Annotated in this window: 10 protein-coding genes; 3 read left to right on the top strand and 7 right to left on the bottom strand. The window is 43.8% G+C overall.

The window, feature by feature from the left end:
* Nucleotides 1–468 precede the first annotated feature (468 nt).
* From LZG94_RS03920 to LZG94_RS03940, 5 genes are all read right to left on the bottom strand, one after another.
* Nucleotides 469–1401 (bottom strand): abortive infection system antitoxin AbiGi family protein, encoded by a 933-nt coding sequence (locus LZG94_RS03920; RefSeq protein ID WP_233790632.1) that lies wholly within the window; start codon nucleotides 1399–1401, stop codon nucleotides 469–471.
* Between the two features lie 58 nt (nucleotides 1402–1459).
* Nucleotides 1460–2875: a P-loop NTPase fold protein gene (locus LZG94_RS03925; protein WP_233790633.1), complete on the bottom strand. Its 1416-nt coding sequence runs from the start codon at nucleotides 2873–2875 to the stop codon at nucleotides 1460–1462.
* 322 nt (nucleotides 2876–3197) lie between these two features.
* The gene (locus tag LZG94_RS03930) at nucleotides 3198–4052 is read right to left on the bottom strand and encodes a HEPN domain-containing protein (RefSeq protein WP_233790634.1); all 855 of its coding nucleotides are present in this window, start codon (nucleotides 4050–4052) and stop codon (nucleotides 3198–3200) included.
* A 353-nt stretch (nucleotides 4053–4405) separates the two neighbouring features.
* The gene (locus LZG94_RS03935; RefSeq protein ID WP_233790635.1) at nucleotides 4406–5317 is read right to left on the bottom strand and encodes an AraC family transcriptional regulator; all 912 of its coding nucleotides are present in this window, start codon (nucleotides 5315–5317) and stop codon (nucleotides 4406–4408) included.
* Nucleotides 5318–5369: 52 nt separating this feature from the next.
* A complete protein-coding gene (locus tag LZG94_RS03940) occupies nucleotides 5370–6182 on the bottom strand; it encodes an SDR family oxidoreductase (protein WP_233790636.1) in 813 nt (270 codons plus the stop codon).
* A 343-nt stretch (nucleotides 6183–6525) separates the two neighbouring features.
* Here LZG94_RS03940 and LZG94_RS03945 point away from each other — a divergent pair, with 343 nt between their 5' ends.
* The 3 genes from LZG94_RS03945 (at nucleotide 6526) to LZG94_RS03955 (ending at nucleotide 8759) form a co-directional block, all read left to right on the top strand.
* Complete coding sequence (locus LZG94_RS03945; protein ID WP_233790637.1) at nucleotides 6526–7521, top strand: hypothetical protein; 996 nt, start codon at nucleotides 6526–6528, stop codon at nucleotides 7519–7521.
* Nucleotides 7522–7839: 318 nt separating this feature from the next.
* Complete coding sequence (locus LZG94_RS03950) at nucleotides 7840–8310, top strand: hypothetical protein (RefSeq protein WP_233790638.1); 471 nt, start codon at nucleotides 7840–7842, stop codon at nucleotides 8308–8310.
* A gap of 41 nt (nucleotides 8311–8351) precedes the next feature.
* On the top strand, nucleotides 8352–8759 hold the full coding sequence (locus LZG94_RS03955) for a DUF5655 domain-containing protein (protein WP_233790639.1): 408 nt from the start codon (nucleotides 8352–8354) through the stop codon (nucleotides 8757–8759).
* Between the two features lie 65 nt (nucleotides 8760–8824).
* On the opposite strand, the gene LZG94_RS03960 is transcribed toward LZG94_RS03955, so the two are convergent.
* On the bottom strand, nucleotides 8825–11725 hold the full coding sequence (locus LZG94_RS03960) for a tetratricopeptide repeat protein (RefSeq protein WP_233790640.1): 2901 nt from the start codon (nucleotides 11723–11725) through the stop codon (nucleotides 8825–8827).
* Complete coding sequence (locus LZG94_RS03965; RefSeq protein ID WP_233790641.1) at nucleotides 11722–12930, bottom strand: hypothetical protein; 1209 nt, start codon at nucleotides 12928–12930, stop codon at nucleotides 11722–11724. Before LZG94_RS03965 ends, LZG94_RS03960 begins: the two co-directional genes overlap by 4 nt.
* Nucleotides 12931–12950: the final 20 nt, after the last annotated feature.

Here is a 12950-nt window from a genome sequence, read left to right on the forward strand (position 1 = left end):
GCTCAGCAATTCAAAATCTGCTTTGTTGCTCGAGTGACGGCGTAGTGCTGTTGCAATCGAATTTGGATATATTCGTCCAAAGAAATCCATTCGTTTTGTTAGTTACCTTGCTGTTACGCCAATTTCCTTGAAAGAAGAGATTGCGATTAAAAATTCCAGAACGGGCTTCGCAAATACGGAGGCTGCTTTCCGTCGCCATAATCGGCCGACTTGCCGAGATTGAAATCACGATATTTGTTAAGCAGCTCTTCGGGACTTGGCTTCATAGTTCATGTGTCCCCAGCTATGCGTCTCCTGTCCGATAAAAAGAATCTTTTTCTCCCTCACGCAATATTCGTCAAAAACATGCATCAGCAATGGTGCAGAGACATTGTCTTTCCAGATTTGAGAGTAGATAGATCGAGTGTATGTTTGGTAGAGTTCGAGGAGTTGAATGTTGAGAGTTTCGGCGGTCATGATAGAGGGTGTTTACATATCCTTCACAAGTCGTTCATATGAGGTCACCTTCGAGTAAAGCAACATTAGTTCAGATTCGGGAATGTCTTGATAGACAGTCTTCAAATGCTGCTGAATTTCAGGGATTTCGCTTTCATGACCGACGATGATGTGCGTGATGTCTGAATACTGAAATTGCACATTTTCATAGGGTGGCGCTTCTTGCATTGCTCTTTCAGCATTCGTCCACGAAGATCTGTAGAAATCAGAATAGTTCGAAGCGGTTCGCCAGACGTAACTTGAAATAATATGTGCATTGCCTGGGACAAATCGCCATTCTTTTTCATCCTGAAAGTTGTTTTCAATTACGTAGTCAGGATGCGGGATTGACTTATGAGCAACAGGTTTTACATATAGATAGTCTATTGGAAACTGATTACCTAAGTTGTCCCGAATAACATAATCTTCTCCCATTTTCACGGGGGGAAAGTATGTATGTCTGACATAGTATCGATTGGTCATCCCACCACCCTTGGGCACTTCATCTTCATTTGTCTGCTTTTCCTTAGTTTGAATAAATGCAGAAAAAATCCGACGAGCGAGGTTGCTTCCAAACACCAAATAGAGCAAAGGATTCATGTCATTTCTTTTGCCCCATTCTTTTGTGAGACCAATCGCGTAGCCAATCTTTTTGCTTTTTTCGCGACCAAAATTCTCGTACTTGTATTCGAAGCCGTAGGTTTCAAGGTGATCACGAATTGAGGAAAGAGGTATGTCGCAAAAGCTCACCATTGGAATCCATAAATAATCTACTCTCGGATAAGTATTTGAAGACACTTCGCCAAAAGTTGGAGTAATTACTGATTCGTAAGGCAAGTTCGTTCCTCCTGCCATTTCCTTGGGATGAAGCTCACGATTGTATTTCACCCTAAATCCTTCCGATAATATGCCTTTTAGAGCTGGCATTCCACCCTTAGTATAGTGAAATAGTGATGTTGCACTGAGAGCCATAGCTTGGAAGTTATCAGGTTACAATAGGATCTGTCAGATCTATTCTTGTTAAAAGATGTTCAATTGAAATATTTCTTTCTCCATGATTCCTATCAAGCGAAGTGATCATATCTGCAAAGTCATTATTGCCTTCCGAATTGTCCAACTTCGATTTGACTGCCAGGAACTCGACCTTTTCATTCACATCACGTTTAACCAGCTTTTGGCCAAATGGCTTAAAGGCGTAAATGTTATACATGTTCATCAACTCGGCTTGCATGTACAAAATACCATGACGATTGTAATCATCCAGATTACCAACTCCGAAAATCTGTGAAAATCGGTCTGATAAATCTTGAAGCGACATTTCTTTCGTTTTTATTTTATGATAGCAAGTGCTATCCAGAGCTTTAAGATATACCAAAAAGAGAAAGATGTTCGGAAAAAGATATGTCCCGTATGAGAAGCTCTTGAGTGACATTCTGGCGTGGGCGAATATTTTTTCTTGCTGTCGCAAGGTTGGCTTGCCTTTACCAAATAGAGCGGTCGCCAGCGATAAGAAACTCTCTCTATCTTCACGAGCACGGCTATATTGAAGCCTTTGATCTGATTTAAAAAATTGATCAAAGGCAAAGTATTGGAAAAGATAATTGACAAATTGCTCAGTCTGAGGCTCAGGAATTGAGTATTCCAGGTCGATAAATCGCCTGAGGTATTCGTCAGCATTCAATTGTTCGCTACCATATACACCTCGTATTGCATGTCCAAGTTGTTCTTTATCAATGGCGAGCACAAACACAATCCCGCGAACTGCAAAGAAATGTTTCATGTGTTCCAAAACCTCGACAGCATAACTTGGTCGGCAGCGATCTAGCTCGTCAATGAAAAAGATCAAAGGCTTATCGTCCACTCCCTTATTTACAAACGCTTCAAGATCTTTCCTGAAATCACCCAATTCCTTCTTCCGATTTACATAAGCTTCAACCTCTTTTTCCAATATATCGGCCGCCGCCTTTGAAGCATTTTCTAATCCGTCAAGCAGCGTCTGCTGATCAATGTACCTGCTCGCGACTGCCTTAATAACTGCTGGCGCAAGATTTTTCGTCAAAACTGCGCCTTTTTTCATCAAAGACTTAAATTGCAATGTCTTATTGTCTCTGACAAGTGTTTTAAGCTCTGCCATGATCGCAACTAGTGGATTGCTTTCAAAATCATTTTCCCAGGCATTGAAATATAATGTCTCGAAGCCTGTGTTTTGAAGTTCCTGGCGCCACATCTTCACAAATGTAGTTTTGCCCGTTCCCCATTCGCTATTTATTGCTAATACAAATCCAGTTCCGAATCCACCGACGACACCGGTTAAAACGTCAGAGTATTTTTTTCTGTCAAGCTTGCAAGCGGAGAAAGGATTGTCAACTGGAATTTCTAGATCATTGTGCCTAATATACATAGTGGTTGGGTCTACAGAATGAATGTTAAGATGTGATTTAACAAGAACAAATGGTGGTTATAAAACCGCTAAATAGATTAATGCTACTCACAATTGTTAAATGTGAGTGTGCAAATGAGGGTGAAGTTGAGGGTATAAATGAGGGAATAACCGAGATTATAGATCTCAGCGACTAAAAAATGAAAAGAACGAGAAATAGATAATGCTGAGGTCTTTACCCGGCAAGCTCTACAAGCTTATCGACATGATCGACAGGGAGCAATGGAGCATGATAGGGGGTCTTTAAGTAGCAGCCAAAGCGCACAAAGGTTCTTTCATTGGATCAGCTGTCAGTAAACCCCGCAATCCGCTCTCTACAAATCCGTTCCGTCAAATCTTTCAACAATGCAACCCGACTACCAAGGTATTCCAATTCCTCTTTTTCAATCTTGTAATTCTTATTGTAACGCGCATCGATGTACGCTTTTTTGAGAAGGATAAATAATCGCTCTTCTTCGGCTGTCGTTTTTGGAAAAACTGTCGCGAAGTTGGTATTCAATTTTTCGACCTGATTTCCTAGAATCTCAATGTCGTGGATTCTCGGCTTATAGTCGGTAAAAACTAGCAGAACGGCAGCGTAGAATCTTTCAGTGGCCTGGTGAAGTAAAAAAGCTGCTTCTTTATACCAAGTCTTTTCGATTTGGATGTAAGCAGTCTCCAAAAATCGGCAAGCACTTTCAAACCAATGCTCAAATTCCTCCGTTGATTTTTCTACTCGTTGCGCAGCATTGAGATTTTTAGGCTCAGATAAGGTGAATTTTCCCGAATCATAAAGCAAAATTCCTTCCTTTAAAATATCTACAAAAAAATAGTAGTTCCGCTCGATCTTGTCGTTGACAAAACCAATGCTGTGGTAGATGATGCTAGTTCTGGTGATCGCCTCATTGGCCATCAATTCCTTGTCCAGCTGCCGCGATTTCTTAACTTGCTTCGCGGAATTCTTGTCTTTGGTGACGATCAGAATGTCGAAATCGCTCACATATTCGTACTTCTCCTGGTAGTCTTCGACCCAATCGCCCCGCGCATAGCTGCCGAAGAGGATGATCATTTCGGCTGGAACTTTGTCGAGGATTATTTGGGTGAGGGCTTTTAGTTGGTCTTGTTTGGTTTGCGGGAGGTGGGAGAGGGTGGTTTTCATAGGGTGTGGTTTGCTAGTGCGGCAATTTAATGCTTTTTCGATTTTTTCTGCTATCAACGGATTTGCCTTGTGGAGAAAGTAACAGTGCTGCCGCCGATCATTTTGGTGTCTTGTAGAATGTCAGGGCTGTAAGGAGCTGGCGCATTCGCTCAAAATGATCCATGATCTGGCGCTTTATCATTCGGATGTTCCGTTTGATACGGCTGAAAAGTCGGCGCTTTTTGATCTGAAGGTGCTTTGGGAAGGCTTCGAGAAGATGGGCGCGAAAGTTTAGGAATTGGAGGACTGTTGGCGACAGTCCTTTTTTGTTTTTATGCTGATCCACAATGGAATGCGGTGCTGGCAGGAAGCAGCTAATTCATATTTCTAAACGCAGCCGGCGTTTTTCCGGTCTTCTGCTTAAAAAGCTTATTGAAATACTGGGGATATTCGAAGCCCAGGCCGTAGGCGATCTCGCCGACTGAGCAGCTGCTGCTTAAAAGGATATTTTTGGCTTCCTCGATCAGGTGATAGTGGATATGGTCCTGTGCGTTTTTGCCGGTTTCTTTTTTTAGGAGGTCACTCAGATAATTGGGCGATAAATTTACCTGTTCCGCAAGGTATCTGACCGTCGGCAGGCCGCGTTCACTGAGGTCGCCCGGCCCGAAATATTCGTTCAGCAGCTTCTCGACCTGCACAATGACTGCGTTATTGGAGGTTTTTCTGGTGATAAATTGTCTGCCGTAGAATCGGGAGCAGTAGTTTAACAGCATTTCAATGCCCGATACGAGGATGGACTGGCTGTGCACATCAATATTTTCGTGCAGTTCAGCTTCAATTTTCTGAACGCAGTCCGCCAAAATCTGCTTTTCCTTTTCAGACAAATGCAGCGCTTCCGAGACTTCATAGGAGAAAAAGCTGTAACTCTTCATTTTGTCACCCAGCGGCGTGCCCCGGATCAGATCGGGATGAAAGCCCAGGCCCCAACCCAATGGCTGCGGTGATCCCTCGATATCGTCGTCCATTTCCAGTGTCTGATTGGGTGCCAGACAGATCAAACTTCCATTTGTAAAATCGACGAGCTTCCGCCCGTATTTCACGTGATTCCGGTTGTAAGTCTTGTAAATCAGCGTGTAGAAATCCGTCGAAATTTTGGTATTCCCAATGTCCGCCTCGCGAACCTTGCTGAAATCGATGATAGCCACGAGCGGGTGGTGCACAGGCTGGTCCAGCCCGAAAAATTTGAACAATTCCTCGACGTTGTGCAGGTGAATATTTGTGCTCATAAAAACAAATATAGCCTCATTGTGCTGACAATGAGGCATAATAATCTTAAAATTATAAACCGAACAGAGACTTAATGACGCTGGTAAAAGTAGCATCGTCGGCCTGCTGGCGCTGCGCGATAATGGCTTTGGCGTCTTCGCCGGCCGCGTAACGTAATCGATCTGTGCCGTCTGTCGCAGCTTCGTAAATCACATCGGCCACAACGCTGGCAGGAGAGGCTTGCCCAAACATCGCCTGCGTGGCTGCCAGCAGTTTGCCGACGATCGGCTGGTATTCCGTCATGCTTTCATCATTGCTGAAATCCAGCGATCGACCAGTGAAATCAGTAGCAATCGCACCCGGTTCTACGATTTTGACTTGTCCGCCAAACTCCTGCACCTCGTAGCGCAGCGATTCGGAAATCCCTTCGACCGCGAATTTCGTACCATGATACAAAGTCCCAAGCGGAAAGCTCATCTTACCACCAATCGACGAAACATTGATAATGATACCGCTTCTGTTGCTGCGGAAATGCGGCAGCAAAGCTTTCGTCACATCCAGCAAACCGATCACATTCGTATCAAACTGACGGATGATCTGCTCTCTCGAAAAAGATTCAAGCACGCCATAAGCGCCGTAGCCGGCATTATTTAATAAAACATCAATCTGCCCGAACCTAGCAATGCCTTCTTTTACTGCATGATCAATGGAGGAAGGATCGAGCACATCCAGTTTGGCAACCAATATATTTTCCAATTCCCCTAATTCAGTTTCGGTTTCCGGATTGCGCATGGTAGCGACAACGTTCCAGCCTTTGGCGTGAAATAATTTAGCAGTTTCTTTACCAATACCGCTGCTTGCTCCTGTAATTAAAATGGTTTTCATGATCTCTGATTGTTAAAATGATGCATCAAAGGTCGGGGTGAAAACGGGGCTGGTATGAATACGAATTCAGGGTTGTTGTATACTTTTTACGGTTTTTTGGTCGCGCCGTCACGCATCAAATATCGGCGATCCGCTGACGCAATCCCAAGCAGAGTTTTGGCATCTCGTCGAATGTCAGGCCTGTTGGCGACAGTCTTTTTTTGTTATTTGGTGGCCTAAACCGATTATTTCCGTTCGATAAGTTATTAAAACTGGAAAGCAAAAAAAGAGTCGGGGATCTCATTGCCTGCAATTCTCTTCCTATCTTACATTTTATACTCCCAACCTCTATTTTAATCTTGAAATGAAAAAACTGTTACCAGCATTTCTGGTGTCCCTTTTCTGCGGACACGCTCACTTCCTTTGTGGACAGGCATTTAACAGGTTCTACAAGATCAGGCCCACAACGACATTAGTTCATGTGCTTTACGAACCTTGCGAAAAGGATGTGACTACCGTGACGCAAAGGAAAGTAATGGGTGAGGACGGAAATGAAACGACTGTAATTATTTCCGAAACTGTTAGAAAGAAGTATTCGGAGTTAAAAACCAAGATCGTATATGCCCCGGCCGTTAATTATCAGGGAAGAAAGAGTGGGGGTTATACTCGGGCCAATCTTATTCAAAATGCAAAGGGTGACTCTATCGAGGTGGAATTCTGGTCTATGGATAACAAGGGTACGCAGGGGTCTTTTAGTATAGCTGCTCCGGGCTTTTATACAACGAAAAATGGCAAAGGAGCAACCCCGATCGATCCGTCAGAGAGTGGGAAATATTATTATGTGTTTGAAAAGCGAAAAGATTTGACATCTGCTCCACTATACGTAGAAAGATTTTCGTATCGACAATTTGAGTTTGGGGCTGCGACAATGCCTCTAAAGTATCGTTTTGCTAGAACCAAAACAATGGATAACGGGCGAAAGGTTGACGTTCCTGCCGACGTGACAACGGAAGTCAATGTCGGTTTTTACACGGGTGTCAAATGGGGGAATTCGTCATTTTACAGCGATACGAAGCGCAGCGGAGAGCATCTGGCATTTATGGCATCAATTTTCACCGGCCCGATCAAAATCTCACTTGCTGCTGATACGCTTGATAATACTATTAAGAAGAACTCCAATCAGCTTGGCTGGCAATTCGGTCTCGGCGGCTGGCTGGGCATTAAAAAAATAGAACTGGGCTTTTTCGGCGGCGTCGACTTTCCATTGTCAAAGGAAGGTAGGAAGTGGGATTATGCTTACAAGCCCTGGATTGGATTTGGTATAGGATATAAATTGGGTATTCTGAAATTGGACAACTAAAATTCGACTCTCTAAAATTTCTTCCTGATCAAAACCTAATCTTGCGGTCGATGCACGTCAAGCATCAAATGTCAGGACTGCGGGGAGTTGGCACATTCGCTTAAAATGGTCCAGGATCTGGCGCTATATCACTCGGATATTCCGTTTTATTACGGCCGAAAAGTCGGCGCTTTTTGATGTGAAGGTGCTTTGGGAAGGTTTCGAGGAGATGGGGGCGAAAGTTTAGGAATTGGAGGACTGTTGGCGACAGTCCTTTTTTGTTTTTTAGATATATTGGTGGCAAAAGTGACTTATATAGCGAATCATTGAAAAGCCTACATGCAAATTTTTACAACAAATCAAACCGCCCTCACTCCCCTCCACGAAGTCCCGTTCAAACTTGAAAAGGACATTCAAAACCTTTTCGAAAAGAATCTGGAAGTGCTCACTTCGCTTAAACTGATCAGGTCGGAGTTCACAATCAAACAATTCCGCATTGATACCCTGGCCTTCGATCCTGAAAGTAAGTCGTTTGTGATCATCGAATATAAGCGCAGCCAAAATTACAGTGTTGTGGATCAGGGCGTTTCGTATCTCAATCTGATGCTGGATTATCGGGCCGACTTTATAGTGGAATACAACGAAGCGTATGGCGAAAGTCTTAAAAGAACCGACATAGATTGGTCACAGAGCCGGATTATATTCGTTTCCCCCTCATTCACGGACTTTCAAAAACAGTCGACCAATTTCAAAGATCTGGTATTGAGCTTTGGGAGATCAAGCAGTTTGAGAATGGCCTGCTTACCATAGATCAGATCAAAAAATCGAGGTCCGCTCCGAGCATTAAGCAAATGCAAAAGGGTGACGATTCGGAAATCGGCAAGCTTGCCAAAGAAATCAAACCGTACTCGGAAGAAGATCATTTGTCGGGTAAAAGCGACGAGACGGTTGAACTGTATGAGACCTTTAAGAATGCGATTCTTAACTTGGGAGCGGACATTGAGATCAAACCCCAAAGGATGGTGATCGGGTTTACGGTGAAAGGAAAAGTTTTTGCTGACGTGCTTGTGTTAAAAACGAGTCTGAAGTTTTGGATTAATCTAAAAATTGGAGAATTGGATGATCCTAAACATTTGTCCAGAGATGTTTCGAACATCGGGCACTGGGGTAATGGGGATTATGAGATAAGAGTGAATGATACTGGCAATCTTGAATATATTATGAGTTTGGTAAAGCAGCCACTGGCCGTAAATATCTGACCGGTGATTGTGATAAGTTAGTCCGAGATTTCTCCTCAATGCCGAGGAATATAACGCAGGAAATTTCACCTCAAAACATGCCTACTCACCAACTCCTTAAACCCTACCGAATTCGCAAACGCTTTGTCAATATCTTCCAACATCCTATCCTTCCTCAAAAATGCTTTCGTGATCAGGCCGGTCGTGAACGATTTCTCAAACCATCTCAGCGCTTCGTCATTTTTTTTCTGCTGCACCATTGCGCAGCCAATTAAATAGTAAGCTGTGCCTCTCAGCTCATCGCGATTGCTGATTCGCGACAGGATTTCAACCGCTTCGCCGGGCTGGTTTATCTTGATATATGCTGTGCCGAAATTGACGAGAGAAGCTGGCGTTTTGGCAGATGAATCTGATTCGAATGAAGCTTGGTAATCGGAAATTGCCTCGAGGTATTTTTTTAGCATAACCAGATTGTCAGCTCTTTTCAGCATTGCAATTGAGCGGCAGCAACTGTTGGCAGTATCAATTTTGATCGCTTCCGAAAATGCGACTATTGCGTCTGCATAACGTTCATCTTTTTCCAGCGTAATACCCAGTTGAATATTATAAGCGGGATTTTTTGGATCCAGTGCAGTTGCGCGGCGGAAGTCGCTGATCGCTTTTTTTAGATTACCTTGTAACCTGTTCGCTTCCCCTCTGTTAAAATAGATTTCCGCTAATTGATCCGTTTTGTTGATCGCCCGATCGTACTCTTCAATCGCTTTTTCTATCTTATTTAATGCAAGATTGGTCAGGCCAAGCTTATTATATGCAACGGCGTATAAGCTGTCGGACATTCCGGCTCCTATCTTCTTTTCATTAACTTTAATAAATTCATAAGCGGTAGCAGCTTTTTCATATTGTCTCAGCTCGAAAAACGCATTTCCCTCACCAATGCGGGCTTCATAAAGCACTGGGGATATTTGATAGGCACGGTTGTAGTCAACGGATGCCTTTGCGTATTCTTCCATCGCAAACCAGAGTTTCGCCCTTCCCAAAAAGGCCTCTGCGAATTCCGCATGATGAAATAATGCCTTATCGTATGCTGTCAACGCTGCTGCCGAGTCGCGCATACCGAGGTGACCGCTTGCTTTATGGTACCAGAAGTCTGCAACTGTTGGTTTGACGTGAATGGCACTATCGTAATTGGCAATAGCCTCCGTGAATTCTCCCTTCCGCAAGGATTTGGTTCCCTGGTGAAAAAACGAAAGTGCGATCGCGGTAATTTTTTCGTCTCGTTCAGGCGTTATTTTCAGTCTTCTCACCTGCGCAAAATCTTTTCCTGCCCGCTCAATTTCGGAACGTTCAATATGAGATAATCCCCGAAAGTAGTACGAGTCGCTGGCAAGTGTATCGCGTTCCAGCGCCGCTGAAAAATCGGCGGTAGCTTTTGAGAATTCATTGGAGTTAAAGAACAGCAAGCCGCGTTGATGATAGTGGCTGGCATTTTGCGGGGCTATCTGGATAGCGCGCTGATAATCCTCCAATGCGCCAGACACGTTCCGGGTCAGTACGCGGAGCTGCGCACGCTTGATGAGCATTTCATCTGCGGTGTTGTCTATGTTCAGATAGCTTGTGAAATCCGCTGCGGCTTTGGGATAATCTTTAATTGCCGTATACAATTCAGCCCGGGCGCGCAGGGCTGCCAGATTTGCATAGTCCAGCTCAATAGCCTTGCTCAGATCCTTGAATGCCTTGTCTTCTTCCTTTACCATCACATACGCGATCCCCCTTCCCAGATAATGGTCAGAATTGTCTTTCTCTTTTTTCAGGATCCGTGAGTAATCTTTAATCACTTCATCATACATTCCGGAGTTGAATTTTTCGTCCAGCTCAGTTTTAAGGCTCGACTTCTGATTCAGCATTTTAATGGTTTCAGCCAGTTGCACCGAATCAGGCAACAGATCGAATGCTTCTTGCAAGTGGCCGATAGCCTCGGAGTAGTTCCTTTTTTTCTGTGCAATAGATGCCTTTGCCAGATATTGCCCTACAAGTTCAGCCTTGGTTTGCCGGGCTTTTTCAAATGCACGTTTTACCTGATAAATCTTTCTTCTTGGAAGCAGATCCTCGTAATTATTTAGTTTTTCGGCTTCTGTATACGCTTCCAGTGCTTTGTCAAAATCTCCTTCCTTAAACGCATTGTCACCGTCGGTCAGCCACTTGTTATAAATTTCCAGCGCCCTGCGTTCGGCTTCCCGCTCTTTCTGCCGGGCAATGTCCGTTTCGCTTGGCTGGGAAACCGACTGTTCACTGACAGTTGCTGTTGAGTCCGCGATGAATTCAACGTTATTGAGGTTCGCATTCAGTGAATCCTTTTCGGTATAAAAAGCAATTTGTGAAATATAGGTAATCCATTTTTTACCCTTTTTCTCCGCTCTCACTTCCGCAACACGTTTCACAGGCTGATAGGGAACATTGATCTGGTTATGCTTCCCTTTGAAATGAGAAGTGAAAAATACCTTCACATAATAGTAGTTTGATTTTTTAAGATCAGAAACCTGAAAGTCAGTTAGTTCAATTGTCCTTTCAATGCTTTTAGGGTAGAATAATTCGAAGTTGTTGAGATACTTATCTACAGGCAAATCGGCGCTGTTCCCGGCGGAAGTGAACTCCGGGTTGAGATCATTCTCAATAATCACTTTTTCATCATAAAAAACCTTATTGGGAGATTCGCCGTAGCTGTCAGCCGTGATGGATTTTCTTTCAAATGCACCCAAATCTTCAAACGTGATCGTATTCAGTAGGTCACTGAGTCCTTTTTCAATCTTCCGCTGAGCCAGTAATTTCACTTCATTATTATCACGCTGATTAAGCGTGTCCTGCAAGTCAGCCGCCAGCAGGGGAGGAGGGGCAAGAATGCAAATTATGATAGTAAGGGAATATATATTTCGCACGATCCGGGCATTTTTAGATTGCGTATTGAAATTAAGCGCACTGAAATTTTTCATGGATTGGCACTGATTCCGATGTTTCCGAGCAGGATTTCCCAATTAGTTGTTTGCTGACCTTCTACCGCTTTGTGGTAACTCCTGAGTTTCACCTTTACATTTTTTTTCGTGACATCGCTGTACACGATATCTTTTCCATTCGAGCCTAAACCGCTAAATGTTTGCGTGCCTGTAATAGTGCCATAATAGCTGCCATCACTTTCAAGCGCCAGATCTTTAATATAGTTAACCTCGTTCCAGGCTATTCTTGTGGCACTGTAAGGCAACAATTTGAGCCTGGTGAGATAATCATTGACACGATAGCATCTTTTTCCTTCGCGGTTGGAAGATGTAACTTCAATCGTCGCTTCCGGCAGGAAGAGCTTCGTAGCCTGCTCAATTGCTTCGTCTTTTTTGTCGGGATCAATGCTTTTGTCACTGATCACATTAAGGTACTGCACGAATTCATCCACTTTTTTTATACCCTTTACACTATACGCAGTAATCTCCTCTGCGGAAAGGCCAGGCTTTTCAGCTTCGGCAACCACTGGCTTGTTTATTGTTTCTATTGGAGCAGTCTGAACCGTGTCAATTTTTGTTGAAGTACTGTCAACTGCTTTTGATTCAACTACGGGTTCTGACCACTGCACTGCTTCCTGCTCTTTTTTTGTTTCAATAACCTCTTTGACGTCAACTGCCTGCGTCGTCGAATCTGTACTATCTGTCACTTTACCGGGGCTCAGGATTGCCTGAGCTACAAGCGGAGCAGCCAGTTCGAGAATGCCTGCAGACTCGGACGGGGATTTTACAAATTCGTGAATTCCATTTTTATAAATAATCAATGCAAGATCTTTTCTATTGATAGAACCGGAAGCGTCGGAGACGGTCGTAAAATTGATCACATGTTCACTCTTGTAGCTAATGTTGCATTCAACAATACGGACGGGCTCAGCGACAATCAGCAGGTCGTAAGCCGGGCCGGACGAGGTGTAGAACTGCTCTATCTGCTGCGTCGATTCGGTCGGGTCGTTGCTGAGGCCGGATATTAGCAAAAAGTTGCCTTTTGCATTAAATGCGAGAATTACATTTGCCCTGGGCACAGTTCTCGTTACGAAACGATCGCCTCTGCTTTCCCCGATCTTCAAAGATTTTTCGGTCGAGGAAGCTAATTTGTACGGGAAATTGCTGCCATTGACCCAGTACAAAGTTTCCTGTGCCCGAGCCATTTGTTGGATAAACAATAAGA

It is taken from the genome of Dyadobacter sp. CY343, assembly GCF_021390335.1.
GTDB lineage: Bacteria > Bacteroidota > Bacteroidia > Cytophagales > Spirosomataceae > Dyadobacter.

What these genes read in the sequence shown, in the direction of transcription:
- LZG94_RS03955 (WP_233790639.1), top strand. Translation starts at nt 8,352, where the DNA reads ATGCAAAAGGGTGACGATTCGGAAATCGGCAAGCTTGCCAAAGAAATC.
- LZG94_RS03930 (WP_233790634.1), bottom strand. Translation starts at nt 4,052, where the DNA reads ATGAAAACCACCCTCTCCCACCTCCCGCAAACCAAACAAGACCAACTA.
- LZG94_RS03925 (WP_233790633.1), bottom strand. Translation starts at nt 2,875, where the DNA reads ATGTATATTAGGCACAATGATCTAGAAATTCCAGTTGACAATCCTTTC.
- LZG94_RS03940 (WP_233790636.1), bottom strand. Translation starts at nt 6,182, where the DNA reads ATGAAAACCATTTTAATTACAGGAGCAAGCAGCGGTATTGGTAAAGAA.
- LZG94_RS03950 (WP_233790638.1), top strand. Translation starts at nt 7,840, where the DNA reads ATGCAAATTTTTACAACAAATCAAACCGCCCTCACTCCCCTCCACGAA.
- LZG94_RS03965 (WP_233790641.1), bottom strand. Translation starts at nt 12,930, where the DNA reads ATGGCTCGGGCACAGGAAACTTTGTACTGGGTCAATGGCAGCAATTTC.
- LZG94_RS03960 (WP_233790640.1), bottom strand. Translation starts at nt 11,725, where the DNA reads ATGAAAAATTTCAGTGCGCTTAATTTCAATACGCAATCTAAAAATGCC.
- LZG94_RS03945 (WP_233790637.1), top strand. Translation starts at nt 6,526, where the DNA reads ATGAAAAAACTGTTACCAGCATTTCTGGTGTCCCTTTTCTGCGGACAC.
- LZG94_RS03935 (WP_233790635.1), bottom strand. Translation starts at nt 5,317, where the DNA reads ATGAGCACAAATATTCACCTGCACAACGTCGAGGAATTGTTCAAATTT.
- LZG94_RS03920 (WP_233790632.1), bottom strand. Translation starts at nt 1,401, where the DNA reads ATGCCAGCTCTAAAAGGCATATTATCGGAAGGATTTAGGGTGAAATAC.